This window comes from Ferrimicrobium acidiphilum DSM 19497, from assembly GCF_000949255.1.
Taxonomy (GTDB): Bacteria; Actinomycetota; Acidimicrobiia; order Acidimicrobiales; family Acidimicrobiaceae; genus Ferrimicrobium; species Ferrimicrobium acidiphilum.
In genome coordinates this window covers 15,848-36,390 of the sequence record NZ_JXUW01000016.1, presented here as the reverse complement: position 1 = coordinate 36,390, position 20,543 = coordinate 15,848, and the positions used below count along the sequence as shown (strand labels likewise).

At 52.1% G+C, this 20,543-nt stretch carries 17 protein-coding genes; 8 read left to right on the top strand and 9 right to left on the bottom strand.

Features of this window, described 5'->3' with window-relative positions:
- Positions 1-45 precede the first annotated feature (45 nt).
- From FEAC_RS08550 to rpmH, 4 genes are read right to left on the bottom strand one after another with little or no spacing between them, the layout of a single operon-like run.
- Positions 46-1,038, bottom strand: coding sequence for a YidC/Oxa1 family membrane protein insertase (locus FEAC_RS08550; protein WP_035389905.1), 993 nt, complete (start codon positions 1,036-1,038; stop codon positions 46-48).
- An 8-nt stretch (positions 1,039-1,046) separates the two neighbouring features.
- A complete protein-coding gene (gene yidD, locus FEAC_RS16390) occupies positions 1,047-1,262 on the bottom strand; it encodes a membrane protein insertion efficiency factor YidD (RefSeq protein ID WP_346660014.1) in 216 nt (71 codons plus the stop codon).
- Between the two features lie 44 nt (positions 1,263-1,306).
- Positions 1,307-1,672: a ribonuclease P protein component gene (gene rnpA, locus FEAC_RS08545; protein ID WP_035389902.1), complete on the bottom strand. Its 366-nt coding sequence runs from the start codon at positions 1,670-1,672 to the stop codon at positions 1,307-1,309.
- Positions 1,673-1,675: 3 nt separating this feature from the next.
- Positions 1,676-1,813: a 50S ribosomal protein L34 gene (gene rpmH, locus FEAC_RS14710; RefSeq protein ID WP_081901128.1), complete on the bottom strand. Its 138-nt coding sequence runs from the start codon at positions 1,811-1,813 to the stop codon at positions 1,676-1,678.
- 240 nt (positions 1,814-2,053) lie between these two features.
- On the opposite strand from rpmH, the gene dnaA reads away from it, so the two are divergent.
- The 7 genes from dnaA to FEAC_RS08505 all read left to right on the top strand — a co-directional run bounded on the left by dnaA (position 2,054) and on the right by FEAC_RS08505 (position 12,432).
- Complete coding sequence (gene dnaA, locus FEAC_RS08540) at positions 2,054-3,454, top strand: chromosomal replication initiator protein DnaA (RefSeq protein WP_035389901.1); 1,401 nt, start codon at positions 2,054-2,056, stop codon at positions 3,452-3,454.
- Between the two features lie 221 nt (positions 3,455-3,675).
- Positions 3,676-4,782: a DNA polymerase III subunit beta gene (gene dnaN / locus FEAC_RS08535; protein ID WP_035389899.1), complete on the top strand. Its 1,107-nt coding sequence runs from the start codon at positions 3,676-3,678 to the stop codon at positions 4,780-4,782.
- Positions 4,783-4,785: 3 nt separating this feature from the next.
- Positions 4,786-5,841: a DNA replication/repair protein RecF gene (gene recF, locus FEAC_RS08530; protein ID WP_035389897.1), complete on the top strand. Its 1,056-nt coding sequence runs from the start codon at positions 4,786-4,788 to the stop codon at positions 5,839-5,841.
- Between the two features lie 387 nt (positions 5,842-6,228).
- The gene (locus FEAC_RS08520; RefSeq protein WP_035389893.1) at positions 6,229-8,157 is read left to right on the top strand and encodes a DNA gyrase/topoisomerase IV subunit B; all 1,929 of its coding nucleotides are present in this window, start codon (positions 6,229-6,231) and stop codon (positions 8,155-8,157) included.
- Positions 8,158-8,165: 8 nt separating this feature from the next.
- Complete coding sequence (gene gyrA / locus FEAC_RS08515) at positions 8,166-10,628, top strand: DNA gyrase subunit A (protein ID WP_052566096.1); 2,463 nt, start codon at positions 8,166-8,168, stop codon at positions 10,626-10,628.
- Between the two features lie 25 nt (positions 10,629-10,653).
- Positions 10,654-11,457 (top strand): tyrosine-protein phosphatase, encoded by an 804-nt coding sequence (locus tag FEAC_RS08510; RefSeq protein ID WP_052566095.1) that lies wholly within the window; start codon positions 10,654-10,656, stop codon positions 11,455-11,457.
- Positions 11,458-11,634: 177 nt separating this feature from the next.
- Positions 11,635-12,432 (top strand): ferritin-like domain-containing protein, encoded by a 798-nt coding sequence (locus FEAC_RS08505; protein ID WP_052566094.1) that lies wholly within the window; start codon positions 11,635-11,637, stop codon positions 12,430-12,432.
- Positions 12,433-12,584: 152 nt separating this feature from the next.
- On the opposite strand, the gene FEAC_RS08500 is transcribed toward FEAC_RS08505, so the two are convergent.
- Both FEAC_RS08500 and FEAC_RS08495 read right to left on the bottom strand, forming a co-directional pair.
- Positions 12,585-13,268: a response regulator transcription factor gene (locus FEAC_RS08500; protein WP_035389890.1), complete on the bottom strand. Its 684-nt coding sequence runs from the start codon at positions 13,266-13,268 to the stop codon at positions 12,585-12,587.
- Positions 13,265-14,677 carry a sensor histidine kinase gene (locus tag FEAC_RS08495; protein WP_236684627.1) on the bottom strand — a complete coding sequence of 471 codons (1,413 nt, stop codon included), beginning with the start codon at positions 14,675-14,677 and terminating at the stop codon, positions 13,265-13,267. The genes FEAC_RS08500 and FEAC_RS08495 overlap by 4 nt, the downstream gene beginning before the upstream one ends.
- A gap of 134 nt (positions 14,678-14,811) precedes the next feature.
- Between FEAC_RS08495 and FEAC_RS08490 the strand changes: the two genes are divergently transcribed.
- Positions 14,812-15,954 carry a universal stress protein gene (locus FEAC_RS08490; protein WP_052566093.1) on the top strand — a complete coding sequence of 381 codons (1,143 nt, stop codon included), beginning with the start codon at positions 14,812-14,814 and terminating at the stop codon, positions 15,952-15,954.
- A 70-nt stretch (positions 15,955-16,024) separates the two neighbouring features.
- On the opposite strand, the gene FEAC_RS08485 is transcribed toward FEAC_RS08490, so the two are convergent.
- Genes FEAC_RS08485 through kdpA form a run of 3 tightly spaced genes read right to left on the bottom strand, consistent with a single transcriptional unit; the run spans position 16,025 to position 20,289 of the window.
- The gene (locus tag FEAC_RS08485) at positions 16,025-16,561 is read right to left on the bottom strand and encodes a potassium-transporting ATPase subunit C (RefSeq protein WP_035389887.1); all 537 of its coding nucleotides are present in this window, start codon (positions 16,559-16,561) and stop codon (positions 16,025-16,027) included.
- The gene (kdpB, locus tag FEAC_RS08480; protein ID WP_035389885.1) at positions 16,561-18,600 is read right to left on the bottom strand and encodes a potassium-transporting ATPase subunit KdpB; all 2,040 of its coding nucleotides are present in this window, start codon (positions 18,598-18,600) and stop codon (positions 16,561-16,563) included. The genes FEAC_RS08485 and kdpB overlap by 1 nt, the downstream gene beginning before the upstream one ends.
- A complete protein-coding gene (gene kdpA, locus FEAC_RS08475) occupies positions 18,601-20,289 on the bottom strand; it encodes a potassium-transporting ATPase subunit KdpA (RefSeq protein WP_035389884.1) in 1,689 nt (562 codons plus the stop codon).
- Positions 20,290-20,543: the final 254 nt, after the last annotated feature.

The following is a 20,543-nucleotide window of genomic DNA, read 5'->3' as shown; positions in this document are numbered from 1 at the left end:
TATCGTTTGTGGGCAGCTTAGCCCTCTCATCAGCTAGTACAAAAACTAGCGACGCTTTTTCTTTTTATTCGAACGATTGTCTCGAGGGCGAGGCTTTGGTGGATCCATAGGGCTCGCATTATTGTCGGTCGAGAGGGCTGGAGTGGCGCCAGGCAACAGTCGCCGGAGAAGATTCCGTGGCGGAGATGGCCTTCGTACAATCTCCTTTGCCTCAATAACTTGACCCTGCTTCGCGTCGGCAGCCTTCTTTCGCGCCTCTAGAGAGTGTGATCGAAGTGTGGGGTCATGCCTCCACATCAACTCCTGCTGAACAACTCGGAAGATGCCAGAGACCAGGAAGTAAACAACGACACCAGCAGGAATGTCAAGGTAGATAAACCCAAATACCAGAGTCGAGATCTGCTGTGTTTTGGACGCCATCGGATTAGCTGCAGCAGCCGAGGGATTTTTACCGGTTATCTGCTTGATCTGGAGGTATTGAAGACCCACTGACGCAATGACCAGCAGATAGTAGGGCAGCGAATTAAAGAAACCAAGATGCAGGTGCAACGCAGAAAGCGTCAGGTTCAACCCTAGAAACTTCATAACACCATGGTCGAGAACGAGGTGCTTGTAGAGGAGGCTTGAGTGGATGATGTACTTAGGCGACGCCACTATTCCATGGGAGGTCTTGACGGTGTTTGTGAGACCACGAATAACGTCATACATCACGATCAACAACGGAAACTGGAGCAACATAGGCAAGCAGCCACCAGCAGGGGAAACCTTATTCTCCTTGAAGAGTGCCTGTTGTGCTTCGGCGAGTCCCTGGCGGTCTCCCTTAAACTGTTTCTGGAGTTCCTTAATTTTTGGTTGGATCGCCTGCATCTGTAGCATCGACTTTGTGCTTTTGATGGTGAGTGGTGAAATGGCCACCATAACGGTGACCGTCAGGAGCGCTATCGCAACACCATAGCTCGGTATTAGCGCGTACCAGAAGGTAATTATACCCGCAAGTAGGTCGAAAAGAGGGCGTAAGATATCGCCGAGTATGTTCATTATGCTACTTATCTCCCATGTTTTGTTGCATGTCTCCTTGGAGGAACCGGGTCGTAACCGCTGGAGCCAAACGGGTTACACCGTGCAACCCTTCGAATGCCAAGCCAAACCCCTTTAACGCCTCCGTGCTCTTCAATTGCCTCTTTGGTGTATTCGGAACAACTCGGAAGGTAACGGCAAGGGGACGGTCGCCCACGCCTCAGGATCTGGTAACCATCGATCATCTTCACTATCAGGACCTTTAGAGGTGAGAGCCTCTGAGCGCCCATTACGTCACCTTCTTCAATCCGCAGCGGAGTCCTTCAACGGACAGCCTAGTAATATCGCCTTTCAAACCTGCAAACGTGATGGCATCAGAATCACGGCGCGGGCTAATGAAATAACCTCCCGCTGGTAGATTCGAGTACCTGACGGCATCACGTACACGACGACGAAAAGTATTGCGCTGGACAGCGTTACCGAAGCGGCGAGACACAGCTATGCCTAGTCTGGCCACACCAGGAGGTCCGAAGTCAGCGGATGTCTCGCCGTCAATGAGAAAAACCACGTTGACATAGTCAGCGCGCCACCTTGTCCCGTGGGCAAATACCTCAGCAAACTCTGCTCTGGTTCGAAGAGAACGAAGCTCGATCACTGACTACGCGGAGAGACGCGCTCTTCCCTTGCCTCGGCGAGCTCTGATAATAGCCCTACCAGCTCGTGTAGCCATACGATGACGAAATCCATGCTTCCTAGATCGCCGACGGTTGTTCGGCTGGAATGTCCTCTTCACAATATCTCCCTTACCGCCGTCCACTCCTGGACAGCCCACTCAACCCATACAGCATAGCGCCTTCGCTGTAATTAGCTGGTGTTCGTAACCATCCTTATTCCCGCGCTGGCAAACGAAATTTTCAGAAGTGCTCAACAGCTGCTCGAAACACATCTATGATGGTGCGTTACTCTGAATAGCAACAGTTTTCCACAGGTTCATATCCACAGGTTGACAACTCTGTGGATAAGGGAGGAGGGCCTTGTGCCAGAGCATGAGGATCTATGGAGCAGCATCTCAGAACGCTTCCGCGACCACGTCGGAGAGGCTGCTTGGAAGACATGGTTTATCTCAATCACGCCCGTCATGATAACTACAGACGAGGTGGTGCTCGCCACCCCTTCTCCTCTTGCCAAGGAAAGGCTAGAGACAAAGTATCGAGAGGTACTGGGAACCCTGTTCTCTGAGGCCCTCGGTCACCAGGTTCCAGTACGCATACAGGTTCGAGCCAATGAAAGTGTTACCTTTCCTGCAGAGGTCTCAGCTGGTGAGTCGAGAGAGAGGGATCTCTTCGGATCTGACCCGAACCTCTCTCGACAAGCCAATTCAAAATCCCGCCTCTCCTCTGCTTTTGATCCCCGTTACACCTTTGAGGCGTTTGTTATTGGTTCATCAAATCGTTTTGCTCATGCTGCGTCGCTAGCGGTAGCAGAGACGCCAGCCGCCTCCTATAACCCTCTCTTCATTCACGGTGGGGCCGGTCTAGGAAAGACTCACCTTCTTCATGCCATCGGCAACTACCTACGACACAACTATCGCGATAAGTATGTGAAGTATGTGTCGACAGAGACATTCTTAAATGAGTTTGTCGATGCCATCCAACGTAACAAGACCTCTGACTTCAAGGCGAGATACCGCGAATGCGACGTACTGTTAGTCGATGACATCCAATTCCTTCAGAATAAAGAGGCGATTCAGGAGGAGTTCTTCCACACCTTCAATTACCTCTACGGCGCACAGAAACAGATCGTACTCACATCAGACCGCTCACCCAAAGCCATAGCTACACTTGAGGAACGTCTGCGTAGCCGTTTTGCCATGGGACTTATAACCGATGTGCAACCACCAGACCTAGAGACTCGCTCTGCGATTCTGCAACGCAAAGCAGAAGACTCTGGTTTCAGGCTTGACCTATCAATTATCGAGTTGATAGCGACCAACATCACTGATAACATTCGCGAGCTCGAAGGGGCCCTCACCCGACTCTCTGCCTATTCGAGCCTGAACCAAGTTCCGATCACGCTTGATCTTGCTCAGATAGTCCTTTCTGACCTCATAAGTAGCACACAGCGCCTAGCTCCGCGAGATCCTAGAGAGATCATCACCGTCACCGCTACCTTCTTCAACACAACCCCTGTAGAGCTCCTCGGACAGTCGAGAAAACGTCCGATCGCGATCGCTAGACAGATCGCGATGTACATCATGCGTGAGCTAACAGAGTTGAGCTACCCCGAGATCGGTAGAGAGTTCGGTGGACGCGATCACACCACCGTTATTCACGCTGTACAAAAGGTGCAGAACGTTATGCAAACCTCTATTGAAACCTTCGAACAAGTAGATCAGCTCTTCAAACTGCTTCGTGATCCAGCGCGACAACGTGGATAACCTTGTGGATGTCTTGTGTATAACCAAGGAGTTTTCAACATCCTATCTCGGTGGACTCACCGCCCGTCTTGAGAGCACTAGGATTCTCCACAATGCTGTGGACGATTACCATGAACTTGTGCACAACAAAATAGGTAATGAGCTGCGGTAACTAGGTTTCATCCACAATCCAGAACCCCTATTACTACTATTACATTGATATCAACTAGAAAGGACGGCCTGTGCAATTCATCTCTGACCGGGAGCCACTCACAGAGGCCCTCTCTAATGCATCAAGGGCGTTGAGCTCTCGAGGGTCCATCACCGGCTTACGTTGGACGGTAGCGGCTGGGTTGCTGGAGATAGAAGGACGCGAAAGCGATTTGTCTATTAGATCCACAGTTCCGGTCGATGGATCGGACACACACTTTACTACACCCGCTTCACTAGCTGTCGATCTTATGAAGTCGTTGCCCGGTGAGCGGGTGGAGGTGGTGGTAGAGGATGCAACGGTATCCTTCCGCTCCGGCCGAGCAGAAGTATCGTTGAATCTCCTCAATGAGTTTGATGTTCCACCCTTAGGTATCGAAGACCAAGCAGCGGTCACCGTGCCCTCTGTGGAACTAGCCAGCGGAATATCACAGGTAGCGATCGCGGCGAGTCGTGACGATACTCGTGATCTGATCTATTCAGGTATGCTGTTTGCCTCATCACCGGAGGGTCTTCGACTCGTAGCCACCGACGGAATACGACTGGCTCTTCGCGATATCGCTGGTATCAACATGCTAAATGACACCGACACTGGTGAGGTTGTAATTCCAACCAGAGCCGTTCGTGAGTTGGAGCGTATTCTCTCGGGTTCAGCTGCTGATCAGCTCTTGAGTGTTCGTATAGGTGCGCGAGAGGCTGTCTTCTCGGTCGGTTCAACAACTCTGGCGACTCGTCTTATTGACGAGCCCTTCCGCGACTACCGACGACTTGTGGACGTATCCTACTCAAGAGTCATGCTTGCTGATCGCTCGCAGCTGGTATCGGCACTTCGCACGCTGCGTCGAATGGCGAAAGAGGCAAGGAACTCCTCGATGTTGCGGATGACGATAACTGGAACTGCTTGCGAACTGAGTGTGAAAATTCCTCAGATTGGACAGGTACATGAGGTTATAGATGTCAACTTCTCTGATGAGGAGTTCGCTATCAGCTTCGATCCAGACCTTCTTGCCGATGGGATTGACGGTGTAGAGTCAGATGTCGTTCGTTTCGAATTCCTCGAGTCAAACCGAGCAGCTAGCATTACTAACTCTGATTCTCGCTCTTTTGTCTATCTTTTGATGCCTATCGTGCAAAAATAAGCGGTGGAAGTTCTAGCTGCTAGAGTCGATCACTTTCGCAACATTACATCAGCAGAGCTTAACTTTCAACGTCGAAACCTTCTCGTAGGCCCAAATGGAGCAGGCAAGACGAGCTGTGCTGAAGCAATAGCTGTCGCTTTAAACGGCCATTCGTTTAGAACATCTGAAGTGCAGATGCTGGTTCAGCGCGGATCAGAGTATTGGAGGACGGAGGCGACTATCAGCCTGACTGATCGAATACCGCATCGAATCGTCATGTCGGGCAGTCATAGACAACGGGAGCGAGTGCAACTAGACGAGCGAAACGTGAGAGTAGCTCAGCTTGGCGCAAGATTCCCAGTCGTCATCTTCGTTCCAGAGGACAGAGATCTTGTTGTCGGACAGCCGAGTGTCCGAAGGGAGTACCTAGATGGTATCCTAGGTAGATCCGATCCTGGTATTCAGCGTATCCTATCACGAGCAACAAAGATTCTCAAGCAGCGACAGAATCTCATTCGTTCAGGACGTCCAGATAAAGTGAGCTTGGATATCTTCGACAGTGAACTCGCAAAGGCATCAATTGCGGTGGCAGTAGCGCGCGAGCATCTGCTTGGTTATTTACAGATTGCAGTGGAGCAGTTCAACCAAAGAATATCGGGCACTTCTGAGGCCGTATCTTTAAGATATGTTAGAAGTTGGAATGAAGATCCTCTGGAGGATCTTATACAAGCGCGTGTAGATGATATACGTAAAGGCACCACGAGTATTGGGTTTCATAGAGACGATTTTATAATCGAACTTAACGGAATGCCCGCAAAGTTGACAGCATCACAAGGACAGGTGCGTTCTCTTGCAGTAGCCTTGCGAATAGGGAGTGCTGGTGTGCTAGAGAGGAAGTTGGGTGAGGCTCCCATCCTAATCCTCGACGATGTCTTTGCTGAGTTTGACCGAGAGCGAGCGATGAGACTTATAGACCTGGTAGATAGGTATCAAACCTTCGCAACTAACACAGAACGAGTGGCATCATTGGATGGATGGTCGGTGTTTGAAGTGAATGGAGGAGTAGTTGTACCTACCTAGAAATAAGGATGAACGGTCGTCGATGCCAACCCCTCTTCGAAGTGTATTATTGGCTGTAGTCGATGATCTACAGTTGCTAGATAAAACAACATTATCTAATGTTAGTCGTACTATAAAGGAAGTTTTTGGCCAGGATTTATCCCCAAGTATTTCAGTAGATCTTGGTAGAAAAGGCGAGGTTGTTGTATCGACTACACGTGAGTTAGTTCCACTAGTGAAGCTGCGATCTTCTCTGCTGAAATCCCAGCTAGAACTTGTAGGGATTACCGGAGAGATTCGCATAGTGGGCCACCAAAAGGCGACCGAAGCCTGGTAACCGATTAGAATGAATTAAAACTAATTTTCTTGACATGATAGCCATGCAAGGCGAAGGAGTGAGGTGATCGGGTGAGTGACACGACCAGCTCTAACTATACAGCGAAGGACATCATCGTCCTCGAGGGTTTAGAGCACGTTCGGATGCGTCCGGGAATGTACATTGGCTCTACAGGACCTAGTGGACTGCACCATCTCGTTTGGGAGGTGGTAGACAACTCGGTTGATGAGGCGATGGCTGGGCAGTGCACCATGATCGACGTCACTTTACTGGCAGATGGTGGTTGTCGTGTAATAGATGACGGCCGAGGCATCCCTACGGATGCACACCCTTCCGATCCGACTAAGTCAGCTGCAGAGGTGGCGCTTACCCAACTGAACGCCGGTGGAAAATTCGGTTCTGGTGGCTATAAGGTTAGTGGTGGCCTACATGGTGTCGGTGTCTCGGTGGTAAACGCGCTATCAAGACGTCTTCTCTTGGAGATAGATCGGGATGGAAGACATTATGAGATGGAGTTCACGGACGGCGGAAAGCCGACCGAGCCTTTAAAGGATACTGGTCCAGCTAGGCGAGGACGACGAGGGACAACAGTATCCTTCTGGCCAGATGCCAGCATCTTTGACGAGGTAGAGTTCCAGGCACACCGTATTGTCGAACGCCTTCAGATCATCGCCTTTCTAAATAGAGGGGTAGAGGTCCGTTTTAGAGATGAACGTGAAGGTAAGGATCCTACGGATGTGGTGTTGAAGTACGACGGTGGAATCGTCGATTTCGTCTCCCATCTAAATACACCGAAAGATCCACTCTTTAAAAAGGTTGGTTATTACGCAGCCTCCGAAGACGATCAAGAGGTCGAGGTAGCCTTCTCGTGGAACACTGGATACTATGAGGCGATTCACTCCTACGCTAACGGAATCTCTACCGAGGAGGGCGGAACTCACACAGAAGGTCTAAAGAAGGCGCTGACGCAGGTAGTTAACAAATACGCGCGTGCCAAGAATCTCCTCAAGGAGAAGGAGGACAATCTAGCTGGGGAGGACATTCGTGAGGGAGTGACCGCTATCGTCTCAGTTAGGTTGACAAATCCTCAGTTCGAGGGACAGACGAAGACGAAATTGGGTAACGTCTCCATTCGGTCGATGGTAGAGAAAGTTACCAATGAAAAGATGGCGGAATGGTTTGAGGAGAACCCACGCGAAGCAGGGGCTATCGTACAAAAGGCGATCCTGGCGGCTAGGGCTCGAGCGGCCGCTCGTCAAGCTCGTGACCTCACCAGACGAAAATCTGGACTAGAGGGTGCTGGACTTCCTGGCAAACTCACAGATTGCACCTCAAAGGACCCTAAGGAGTCTGAACTTTTCATCGTCGAGGGCAACTCGGCTGGCGGCACTGCAATAAAAGGTAGGGATCCCAAAACACAAGCCATACTTCCTATTCGTGGAAAAATTCTCAATGTAGAGCGTGCTCGTATTGACAAAATGCTCGGAAATCAAGAGATTCAATCTCTGATTGCCGCTATTGGTGCCGGTGTTGGTGAGGAGTTCGACATCAAAAAGGCGAGATACCATAAGATCATCATTCTTGCGGATGCTGATCCTGATGGGTCGCATATCCGCACACTTCTACTTACCTTCTTCTTTCGTCAGATGCGACCTCTAGTAGAAGAGGGAATGGTTTATGCAGCTCAACCACCGTTGTACTCTACGTTGATAGGAAATGAGAAGACCTACATCAAGAATGAGGTTGACAGACAACACTTTCTGACCGGTAGACCAAACCATAAGCAACCATTTCTCCGCCTGAAGGGTCTTGGAGAGATGGACTTTGATGAGTTGAATGTCACAACCATGGCACGCGAACATCGATCGTTGCTTAAGGTGACCGTTGAACAGGCGAGCATAGCTGATGAAGTTTGTTCGGTGCTTATGGGTGATGATGTCGAGCTTCGACGTCGCTTCATCCAGGAGAATGCCGATGATGTACGGTTCTTGGACTTTTAAGGAGCAGTATGCCAGACGATCCAGAAGATTTTGAGTCCACGCAAGTTCAGCTAGTCGAACTGCAAGAGGAGATGGAGCGCTCATTTCTTGAGTACTCGATGTCGGTGATCATTTCGAGAGCTTTACCCGATGCACGTGATGGCTTGAAGCCGGTTCACCGCCGAATCCTCTATTCGATGTTCGATAACGGTTATCGCCCTGATCGACCGCACGTGAAATGCGCCAAGGTGGTCGGTGATGTAATGGGTAAGTTCCATCCTCATGGTGATGCGGCTATCTACGATGCTTTGGCCCGTATGGTGCAGGACTTCTCACTGCTTCATCCATTGATTGATGGACATGGTAACTTTGGAGCTCCAGATCCTTCGACAGGACCGGCGGCCTCACGGTACACTGAGTGTAGGTTGGCGCCTATAGCGCTCCAGATGTTGGCAAGCATCGACGAGGAGACCGTCAATTTTGTGCCAAACTATGATTCGCAGTCTGTCGAGCCCTCTGTTCTTCCAGCGCGATTCCCAAACCTTCTGGTGAACGGTTCTCAAGGCATAGCTGTAGGTATGGCAACCCAGATACCCTCGCACAACTTGGCAGAGATAGTCAAGGCAGTTATTTATGTTATTGACCATCCAGACGCTGTGGTAGATGATCTTTTAACTATTGTGCCCGGACCCGATTTTCCCACTGGAGGCCAGATTTTAGGGCGTGAGGGTATTGTAGCTGCCTATCGAACAGGTAGGGGATCGGTCCGTCTACGAGCAGTTGCTGAGATTGAGGAGGTGAAGAACCGTTCTCAAATCGTGGTCACTGATATTCCATTTCAGACATCGTTCGAGCAGATAGCCGAGCGAATTAAGAAGCTGGTTGAGGACAAGTTGATTGACGGTATCTCAGATGTTCAGAACTACTCCTCTGGTCGAGAGAGCAGATTCGTGATTGAACTGAAGCATGATGCGAATCCAAACGTGGTTCTGAACAATCTCTACAAGCTCACACCGCTACAATCTAGCTTCGCAATTAATATGCTCGCCATTGTTGATGGTGTTCCGCGAACCCTGAACCTTTTGCAAGCGATTCAGGTCTACATCGAGCACCAACGTGAAGTGGTAACGCGTCGATCTGAGTATCGTCTACGAAAGGCTCGTGAACGCCTCCACATCGTTGATGGATTACTTCGCTGTATAGATCAGCTCGACGCCGTCATTCGAGCTATTCGTGAATCTGCCGACCGTCGCGAGGCCCGCGAGGCACTGATGGCGAGTCCGTTCGACTTCTCTGAGCTTCAGGCCAACCACATCCTTGACATGACGCTCGGTCGGTTGACTCGCCTTGGACGCACCGAACTCGAGGAGGAGTCAGCGCAACTCCATCTCTCTATCGCCGAACTCGAGGCTATTTTAGCTGACCGCGTTCGTCTAGATACGATCGTCAAAGAGGAGCTAGTTGAGGCCTCACAGCCATATGAGCAACCGAGGCGTTCCCAATTCGTTATCGACCCCGGTGAGTTCTCGGCTGAGGACCTAATCGAGGATGAGAGCCTCGTGGTTATGATCTCTCGATCGGGTTATATCAAGGCGGTCCCAGACGCCTCTTTCCGCGCTCAGAATCGTGGTGGTCGCGGAGTGGTTGGAGCCAAGGTTAAGGAGGAGGATGGCATAAGCCACCTGATCCCTTCATCGATGCTCTCGAAGATTCTTATCTTCTCGTCGAGAGGAAAGGTGTACCAGCTCCGAGGCTACGAGTTACCGCGACTCGAAAGAAGCGCCCGCGGGACTGCATTGGTGAACTTGATTCCACTCCAAGACGGTGAATCAATCGCGGCTGTATTGGGTACCAAGGATTTCCCAGAGATGACCGACCTCGTTTTCATCACCGAGCAGGGGATGATAAAGCGGACACCGATGCCGGAGTACGCTCGATCTCGGCGAGATGGGTTGATTGCTATAGATCTGCGTGAGGGCGATAGCTTGGTAAAGGTAGCAACTGCTCAATCAGGACGTGAGGCGATGATCTTCTCTAAGGATGGAATGGTGATTCGATTTTCCATCGATGAGGTTCGCTCAACTGGACGCGCCACCGCTGGCGTCAAGGCGATGCGTCTGCGACCGAACGACCGTGTTATCGGTGGCGACATGCTCGATGATGACCGTGAAGTTGTTCTAGTGACCTCAAATGGTTATGGCAAACGCATCAGCCCGAGATTCTTCTCTGGTCAGCGGCGTGGAGGAGGCGGTGTCCACGGTATGAAGCTTACGGCACAAAAGGGTTATCTCGTGGCGGCGGAGTTTGTCTCCAAAGACGAGCAGCTAATTATTGTAAGCTCCAATGGCCAGACTATTCGTGTACGAGCAAAGTCGATCTCTGCGCAAGGAAAGATCGCAACCGGTGTAAAGTTGATGACCTTGCAGGGGTCTGAGGTGATCTCATCCGTTGGGGTAGTACAGGATACGGAGTTGGAAGAGCCTGAAGCTTGAGGAGATTGTCGTCCTCTGGAACAAGGTGAGTGTAAGCCGTAGAGAGGTTGAGGAAGTGGTGGATGCTGGCGAGCTAGATCCTTGGATCAAGTTAGAGGGGCCGCTTAACTTTCGTGACCTTGGCGGTTACAGCACCATCTCTGGTCAGCGGGTTCGTCCTCGGCTCGTGTATAGAGCGGATAACCTGGCGTTGCTCACGGCGACAGATGTTACTCGTCTCGAATACCTGGGTCTCCGAACAGTTATTGATCTTCGCAGCGCCGAAGAGGCCGAGCGTTTGGGTCGTTTCCCAGTAGATCAGTACTCGCAGCCCGTTACCTACACCCACCTGTCGGTAGTCGAGGACGTTGTCGGAGTACGAGATCCGAGCGTGGATGACCAGACATACTTGAACTCAAGGTACCAACATCTAATGGAGAGGGGATCGGCTACGATCTCCTCAATCTTTCATATCTTCGCAAAGCGAGAGAGTTACCCGCTGGTTTTTCATTGCGTTGCGGGCAAGGATCGAACGGGAGTAGTTGCGGCGTTGCTGTTAGACCTGCTCGGAGTTCCTGATGAGACCATCGCAGCCGACTATCAGTTGACCGATCGAGCCACCAGGGCGTGGTTTGAGCGAATGCAGAGAACACGACCCGAGGAGATCATATCTATTCGTCAGCTTCCGCAAATCTTGTTCTCCTCTAACCCTCAAACGATTCTCTTCCTCCTGGACAGGATTCGGAAGAGTTCGGGCTCAGTCGAGGAGTGGCTGATGACACTCGGGATTACAACTGGGGAGATCCGATCGATTCGCGATCTACTGCTGGGCGTAGCAGAGAGTGTGTAGCATCCATGAACAACCTTTAATGGACTAGAGTTATACACTAAAGATCGACATCTTGACCCGATCGAGTCAAGTAAGAGTTTGGATCACGCGCCTGATCATCGAGCTAAGTACACGACGGCGACTTTGCTGATTTGACGATGTCACATCCACATCGATACTGGGGAGCGAAGAACTAGTATGCCAGTATCTAGTCGTTCGATTGTTGGACGGTCAGCCCGAGTAGATGTCGACGGAGTCGATTTTAGCGCATTTGAGTCCGCGCCCCTCCCAACTGAGACTCTTCGCTGTTTGCGCTATATGTGTGACGTTGAGAGCCACACGATCTGCTACCTTAGAGAGATTTTAGCCACAAGCGCTCATCGCGATCCAGAGATCACCGCATTCCTGGCTTGTTGGAATTACGAGGAGTTTTGGCACGGCGAGGTGTTGGGTCAAATTCTCGAACTTCATCGCCAGCCAGGCGCAAAGGAGTCAGCCCACAACCTTCGTCGCGAGCGGAAATGGCTCGACGAACTACGCTTGCTTACCTTTAATATTGGATCGTTAATAGCAGATGATTTTGTCGCAATTCAGATGTGTTGGGGGGCAATTAACGAACTGACAGCGCAAGCTGCCTATTCGCGAATGATTGCAAAGGCACAGCATCCGGTGCTATCAGAGGTGGTTCGCCGGATAATGAAACAAGAGGGAAGACACCTCGATTTCTACGAAGGGCAGGCACGTTCGCGGCTCGCGGATAGTAGGCGGGCTCAATATCTAGCCCGATTGGCGTTGACCAAGTTCTGGGCACCGGTAGGTAGTGGGGTTGTAGCTGATAGTGAGGTTGCGCATATGGCGGCATACCTATTTGCAGATGAAGATGGGCTAGCAGCGGCTCAGCGCGTTGATCGCAAATTTTCACGACTACCAGGCCTACAAGGACTGTCGCTCCTAGAGAACGCTGCTCGCAAGGGAGCCTCTTTGGCTACTAGCTAGATATACAACCAGCATTTTTGTTTGTATTAGTCGTGCCTCTGCACGTCGGTGCCAAGGAACGGGTTCGCATTGGAGTCACCCAGAGGAGTTCCTTTGTTGCCGAACAACCCCTTATCCTTGTTGTGGCGATGGTTGTCGGTCGTAGCCAGTCATTATTGGTCACCTTCACTATCCCAGAGGTAGCCCATCCCGGCGCGAGAGCGTAGGTACCTGCCTGAGGGACCCAGCTTGCTACGAAGACGATTGACGTATACCCGAACATGATGGGGATCGTTATATCCCTGCCCCCAAATCGTGGTCAGGAGTAGTTGGTGTGTACAGAGACGGTGATGATTCTCTACCAGGAATCTCAAGAGATCGAACTCCCTTGGTGTTAGCCGAATCTCTCCCCGAGAGTCGTCGATGACTACACGCTTAGCCAGGTCGATTACTAATCCTGGTGCGGCGGTCATCTGAGTGGTCACTGGGGATCCAGGATCCATTCGACGTTCGAGTGCACGAAGCCGAGCCTCGAATTCGCTGAGCCCAAATGGTTTCGTGACGTAGTCATCGGCACCACGATCCAGCGCTTTCACCTTGGTGTGTTCGTCGCCAGCGGCTGAGAGCACCACAATCCCCTTAGTGTGGTAGCGACGTAACTCGGTCACGAGTGAAACCCCATCTATGTCGGGCAGTCCGAGGTCGACGACCAGGAGGTCTGGATGGTCCTGAATCGCTCTTGCTAATCCATCGAGGCCTCGAAGAGCGACAGTGACGTCGTAGCCTGCGGCTGTCAATCCAATGCGGAGTACCCGACTAAGGGCTGGATCATCGTCGATGATCAGGATCGAACTCATGGGATCCTCGGAAGGGTAAAGGTAAACGTGGTGCCGGACTTGGTGGCGTGAACCGAAAGCCGGCCATGATGGGCTTCTACGAAGGACCTGGCTATCGCAAGGCCTAGCCCACTACGACCGCTGGTTCCAGCCGCATGGAACCAATCGAAGAGGCGTACCTGGTCTACCCCCTCTACTAGTCGACCAGCGTCATAGATGTGGACGATGAAGAAATCACTATCCAGATCGACGGTGACGTGTACGACTTCACCAACGGGTGAATGGCGAACGGCGTTATCGAGTAGATTCCAAACAACCTCGCGCAGCAGTCCGACATCGACATGAGCAAGTGGTAGATCTTCAGGCGCGGTGAGATCGAGTTTGGAGTTGACCGAAAGAAAGTCAATGGCTACCGCTACTTGCTGGATGAGTTCGACCAAATTCGTATCTTGATACTGAAGATGAAAGGCACCGGCTTCTATTCGAGTCACGTTCAATAGATCACTTACCAGCTGAATCGAACGATCTGCCTGACCCAGAGCTGTGTCTAGGAGTTGCGTATATTCATAAGGTTCAAGGCTGGCACCAAACTCGTTGAGAGTGGTGATAGCGGTCTTTATGCCGGCCAGAGGGGTTAAGAGATCATGGGATACGGTGCGCAGCAGGGATGCGCGCCAGCTGTCTATCTCCTGTAAAGTGTCGAGTTTGAGACGTGTATCATGCAGTTGAGTACGCTCGAGGGCAGCCGATATCTGGCTAGCGACGACGTTAAGCGCCTGAACGAGGGCATCAGGCAACTCTTCATTCCAGATCACAAGAAAGCCAAAGTTATCGCTCAGAGTAGAGAGGGCGAACGATCTAACTTTGAGCGTCTCGATCGTGATCGCACCAATACGAGCCATGCCGTTGGAACCGATAAATGTCTCAGCGATTTTGTCAGCCAATTCATGATCACCGGCGATGTTGGCTGGTTGGAGTACATTTCCATCTGGACGCAGCGCCATGGCTCCTCGTAGGTCAAGCAAGTTAACAGTTCGCTCGGTAGCAGTGCGCCAAACCTGTTCTACCGAGTGTTCGCTGATCAGTGTGGCGGGGAGGCTAGCGAGCCTTTCGAGAATACGAGCCTGATAGGCGGTGCGTTCGCGTTGGAGTTGGAACCGTCGATTGATGATGACCGCGACGATACCTACCAACACATAGACACCGAGAGGGATCCAGTTTGATGCGGTTCCCACCGCCAATGTGCCATAAGGAGGAATGAAAAATAGGTCATAGGTGCCAAATCCGGCGATAGTGGCGACAACCCCAGCCAGGATTCCGCCTATTGCAATGCTTACTACTAGGGGAACGACGAGAATAAGCGCAATCGAGGCGGCTGGAATATGGCTTCTAAGTGGGATAAGGAGAGCAGACAATACCACTATCATCACGATGCTCAATCCCGATCCAACTAACGCTGACCGATTGTGTGCCGTTAACAACTTACGAATCATGCTTGTCCACTGTCCCCTAGTATAGAGATGAGTACACCAAATGGTGGGTGACGAGGAGGGGTGAGTCGAGCGTGGAGTCTTCCCTGACCAATGAAGTCGAGGCCGCTGGACGTTTTCGCATCTACCTTGGGGCGATGGCGGGAGTTGGCAAGACCTGTGCCATGCTGGACGAAGGTTGGCGCAGACTGCAACGTGGTGCCGATGTGGTCATCGGGTTGGTTGAGACCCACGGCCGAAGTCACACCCAGGAGCTGATTCGCGACATACCGGTCATACCACAGAGAGTCGTCAACTACCAAGGACGTGAATTTACCGAGATGGACACGGCAGCCGTCTTGGCTCGTAATCCTGAGGTGGTATTGGTGGACGAGCTCGCTCACACCAACGTTCCAGGATCCGGAGCTCATGGCAAGCGATACGAAGACGTACTCGATCTCTTGAATGCCGGTATCGATGTGATCGCGACACTGAATGTACAACATATCGAGAGTATTGCTGGCGCGGTCGAGGAGATGCTCGGAGTTCGAATCGCCGAACGGGTGCCGGATTGGGTTGTGCGCCAGGCTGATCAACTCGAGCTTATCGACTCCTCGCCTCAGCAACTGAGGCGTCGTATGCTCCATGGGAACATATATCCACAGGCCAAGATCCAGTCGGCGCTCGATAACTTCTTCACCACCCAGAATCTGACCGCACTCAGAGAACTTGCCCTGCGTTACGTAGCGGACGAGGCTGATGAGGATCTCCTCTCCTCGTTCGCCAACAGACATGGAAAGCGAGTTTTCGAGACAAGAGAGCGTTACTTGGTTGGACTGAGTCTCTCGCCGGAGACACCACGAGTTTTGCGGAGGGCCGCAAGGATGGCGGCTCGCTCCAAAGCTGATTTGCGTTCGCTGTTGATCATGCCGGACAGTGACATATCGGAACAGGCGGCTCGCGAGATAGAAGAGCTGAAAAAGCTGAGCCACGATCTCGGGGTGGTTTTTATCGAGAAATTCGGCACCAAGATCGCTGACATCATGGTCGAGACGGCGTTCGAGCATCAGATTACCCAGATCGTCATCGGTGCATCGAAGCGCTCTCGCAGAGATGAGCTGTTGAAGGGGTCGATCGTTAATCAGGTTCTTCGTAAGGTTGGGCCTATGGGTATAGACGTTCATGTGATCGGGATCCGTGATTACGACCCAGGGATGGCTGACGTCGAAGACGCATAACCAAAGAGACGGTAGCGAACATTTTTTAGATAGGGGCCATAGGTAGCACGAGGCTCTATGACCCCTAGCATCAATGATGCTCGATTGCGGCGAGGGCGCGATTGAGGCTTAATACATTGACGTAGCTATCGCCAAAGATGCCATACTGTGGCCCAGTCGTCTGGGATTTGATCAGCTGAAGCAAACGTTGCGAAGAGATACCAGTCGATCGGTGAATCATAGGAATCTGTACGATGGCGCTCTGTTGCGAGATATCGGGATCGACTTGGCTGCCTGAGGTGGTGACCAGTTCTTGGGTCGGATTAACCCCTTGTGCATGCCAGAAGGCAACGAGAGCCTTCGTGTTTTGTAGCAGTTGTTTCGATCGTGGCCCAAGATTGGTACCGCCGGTCGCGGTGTCGTTATCGGAGTCGGGCCGACCATGGAACCAATGGGTCCCAGTCCAGTGTTGGCCGATCTCGGTGGAACCGTATTGGGTGATAGATCCCTTGGCCTGAGAGGGGAAGAGCACGTTAGCTAGTCCGGTCTCGACGAGTGGATAGGCAAGCCCAACGACGATAGCAAAGAAGATGGCGAGAATGATCGAGCGACGAATCTGGGTAAGCATTAGTACAACCTCGTTACAGTCAAGATAATATCGATCAGTTTGATTCCGATGAAGGGTAGGATGACCCCGCCAACTCCATAGATGAAGACGTTTCTCCGTATGATCTCACCAGCGGCGGCAGGTCGAAACTTAACGCCTCTCAACGCCAACGGGATGAGAACGATGATGATCAGGGCGTTGAAGATGACGGCTGAGAGGATCGCGGTGATGGGGGAGTGAAGATGCATGATGTTGAGCACCTTCAGCTGCGGGTAGGCGGCAAGAAAGAGTGCTGGGATGATCGCGAAGTACTTAGCGAGGTCGTTGGCGATAGAGAAGGTGGTAAGTGCTCCGCGAGTGATGAGGAGCTGTTTGCCAACCTCGACTATCTCGATCAACTTGGTCGGGCTCGAGTCCAGGTCGACCATGTTGCCGGCCTCCTTGGCCGCGACCGTTCCTGAGTTCATCGCGACACCGACATCTGCTTGGGCGAGTGCCGGAGCGTCATTTGTTCCGTCTCCGGTCATCGCGACTAACTTTCCCCCCTCCTGTTCTTCCTTGATCAGTTCAAGTTTGCGCTCAGGAGTTGCCTCAGCAAGGTAATCGTCGACCCCAGCTTCGGAGGCGATCGCGGCCGCTGTCAGTGGATTATCGCCGGTAATCATGACCGTGCGGATTCCCATCTTGCGTAGTTCCGCGAAGCGTTCCTTAATACCGGGCTTTACGACGTCTTTGAGTTCGACGACACCTAGTACCTTTTTGTTTTGAGCGACCACGAGTGGGGTGGAGCCGGCATTGGCAATCTCCTTGGTGATATCGTCCACCTCAGAAGGAACCTCTCCACCTTGGTCAAGCACCCATCGCTTGACGGCTTCGGTCGCCCCTTTACGAATCTGAACGTCGTTGATGTTGACACCTGACATTCTGGTGGTGGCCGAGAAGGGGACGAACTCATAGTCAGTCGTCGCCTCGTTATCGCGGATCCCATATTCGTTTTTCGCGAGAACGACGATCGAACGACCCTCTGGAGTCTCGTCGGCCAGTGAGGCAAGTCGGGCGACGCGAGCCAGCTCATCACTGGGCGTTCCGCCGACACCGACAAAGCGAGACGCCATTCTATTTCCGAAGGTGATGGTGCCAGTCTTGTCGAGCAGGAGCGTAGAGACGTCACCAGCAGCCTCTACCGCTCGACCTGACATCGCTAACACATTTTTTTGAACCATACGATCCATTCCAGCAATTCCAATGGCTGATAGTAGGGCACCGATGGTGGTAGGAATGAGGCAGACAAGGAGGGCGACCAGTGTGACTATAGCGATTCCTGTGTGTGCGAAGTGGGCAAAGTACTCAAGACTTACAACAACGGGAACGAAAATCACCGTCAACGCTATGAGTAGAATCGAGAGCGCTATCTCGTTAGGGGTCTTCTGGCGGTCCGCGCCCTCCACTAGCGAGATCATACGATCTAGGAACGAATTTCCAGGCGTGGCCGTGATTTTGATCACGATCCGGTCGGAGAGTACTTGGGTGCCTCCTGTTACTGATGATCTATCGCCGCCGGCCTCTCGAATTACCGGAGCCGATTCGCCTGTGATTGCGGATTCGTCAACGGATGCGACACCCTCTACTATCTCTCCATCCGAGGGGATGATATCACTCGCTTCGCAGACTACGAGATCTCCGGTCTGGAGCTGGTTCGCCGGTACCACCTCCTCAGATCCATCTGGAGTCAGTCGTCGCGCCTCGGTCTCCGTACGTGTTTTTCGCAGGGTGTCTGCCTGTGCCTTGCCGCGACCCTCCGCCATTGCTTCGGCGAAGTTGGCGAACAGTACGGTAAAGGCGAGTACGACCGTGACTATCCATGAGAACAACGAGGTATGGATGATCGAGGCGATCAAAGTCACTATGGTCCCTAGATAGACCACGAACATCACTGGATTGCGAACCTGAACCCGAGGGTCTAGTTTCACGAACGACGATTTAATTGCTGCGGTGAAGATGTCGCGGTCAAAGAGGGACTTCGACCCCGCTACACCCTTGGTTCGAACGCCAGCGGTCATCTAAAAGAACCTCCCATGTACGACAGCTTCCGCGATGGGCCCAAGAGCCACCGCCGGAAAGAAATTCAAAGCACCTACAAGCAAGATGATTCCAACCAACAATCCGGTGAACATAGGCGTCGCGGTCAAGAAGGTTCCAGCTGTTACCGGCACCTCCTCCTTGGCCGCTAGAGATCCAGCCAGGGCCATAACTGGCACGATGACTCCGAATCTCCCAATGAGCATGGCGATCGCACCAACGATGTTGTAGTAGGCCGTGTTGGTTCCGAGGCCAGCAAAAGCTGAGCCGTTGTTGTTCCCCATTGAGGTAAAGGCGTAGAGAATTTCGGAGAATCCATGGGGCCCATGGTTCAAAATAGCGGCCCGCTCGCCAGGAAGGGCAACCGTAATTGCCGTGAGTACCAGTACGGTGATAGGCATCACCAGGACACCGATTGAGGCCCATATGATTTCAGTTTTCTGAATTTTCTTGCGTACATATTCGGGTGTTCGACCTACCATGAGGCCAGCGATGAACACGGTAAGGATAGCGAAGATCAAGATTGTGTACATCCCACTTCCAATGCCGCCTGGAGATACCTCGCCATACATCATGCCCGCCAACATCCCGAGTCCACCGATCGGGGTATAGGAGTCGGCGGACGAGTTGACCGAGCCGGTCGAGGTCTGGGTAGAGGTTATGTCGAATAACACTGAATTATTTACACCGAATCGTGATTCTTTGCCGACCATATTCCCATGGGTGCTAGTGATGCCGGCAGCTCTTATGGCAGGGTTAGCGCCCTTCTCGGCTGCGAGTGTGAATGCAAAGGTGCCTGCAAACAGGATGACCATAGCCATGAGCACAGCGACGCCCTCGCGGATGTTGCCAACCATCTTCCCAAAGGTGTAAGTCAGCGCGACCGGAATGCTAAGTATGAGTACTATCTCTAGGAAGTTCGTGAAAGGAGTAGGGCTCTCAAAGGGGTGGGCTGAGTTGGCATTGAAGAAACCACCACCGTTGGTGCCAAGTTGCTTTATCACCTCCTGCGAAGCGACCGGTCCTCGAAGAATGGTTTGGTGTACGCCGTTTAGGACGTTGTGGATATGCGCCGGTCCCAGTAAGGTCTGTGGGGCACCTTGCCATACAAAGACAAGCGTCATAACGATAGAGACAGGGAGGAGGACGTAGAAGACGCCGCGGATTGTGTCGACCCAGAAGTTGCCGAGGGTACCCGAGTGTTTGCGGGCAAAGCCGCGGATGACAGCGATCGCTACGGCTAGCCCAACGGCGGCAGAGACGAAGTTTTGGGTGGCGAGTGCCACCATCTGTGAAAGATACGACATTGTCGTTCCACCGGAGTAGTTCTGCCAGTTTGTGTTGGTGACGAACGAAACTGCGGTGTTGAATGCTAGGGCTGGCGTAAGACCACTGAGATGTTGAGGATTCAAGGGTAAATGCCCTTGGAATACTAGCAAGAGATATGTGATTACGATCGAGATCACAGAGAACACCAGCAAGGACCGAAGATACCGACGCCAACTCTGCTCGGACCCCGGCTGTATACCCAGAAGTCGCAGTAGAGGCAGTTCAAGCCAGTCTAGAAAATGAACTCTTCCGTCAAATACTGCGGTGAGATACGAACCTAGATATCGCCATATCAAGCCGAGCACGACAAGCAAGATAACGATTTCAATTACAAACGCCATGCAAACTCCCAGTTCGTCAACATGGGCTTAGCCTACGTTCCAACAGTGCAACTGGCTTGGTAAAAGTTTCAACGTTGAGGGTCTGTTGACGCTAGGGCCGGGAAGTTATCAAAAAATATTGACACCAGGTTCAGCTCGGAGACAGGTGTGGAGAGTAGAGATGTCCACGGTTTGGCTGAGCTTTATGGCACTGACAACGGCGTTAGTCCAGTTGATGCTTGGCTGGGATCGAGAGAGTGCCAGTACGTAGTTTT

What these genes read in the sequence shown, in the direction of transcription:
- FEAC_RS08550 (WP_035389905.1), bottom strand. Translation starts at nt 1,038, where the DNA reads ATGAACATACTCGGCGATATCTTACGCCCTCTTTTCGACCTACTTGCG.
- FEAC_RS08505 (WP_052566094.1), top strand. Translation starts at nt 11,635, where the DNA reads ATGCCAGTATCTAGTCGTTCGATTGTTGGACGGTCAGCCCGAGTAGAT.
- gyrA (WP_052566096.1), top strand. Translation starts at nt 8,166, where the DNA reads ATGCCAGACGATCCAGAAGATTTTGAGTCCACGCAAGTTCAGCTAGTC.
- kdpA (WP_035389884.1), bottom strand. Translation starts at nt 20,289, where the DNA reads ATGGCGTTTGTAATTGAAATCGTTATCTTGCTTGTCGTGCTCGGCTTG.
- kdpB (WP_035389885.1), bottom strand. Translation starts at nt 18,600, where the DNA reads ATGACCGCTGGCGTTCGAACCAAGGGTGTAGCGGGGTCGAAGTCCCTC.
- FEAC_RS08485 (WP_035389887.1), bottom strand. Translation starts at nt 16,561, where the DNA reads ATGCTTACCCAGATTCGTCGCTCGATCATTCTCGCCATCTTCTTTGCT.
- FEAC_RS08500 (WP_035389890.1), bottom strand. Translation starts at nt 13,268, where the DNA reads ATGAGTTCGATCCTGATCATCGACGATGATCCAGCCCTTAGTCGGGTA.
- yidD (WP_346660014.1), bottom strand. Translation starts at nt 1,262, where the DNA reads ATGATCGATGGTTACCAGATCCTGAGGCGTGGGCGACCGTCCCCTTGC.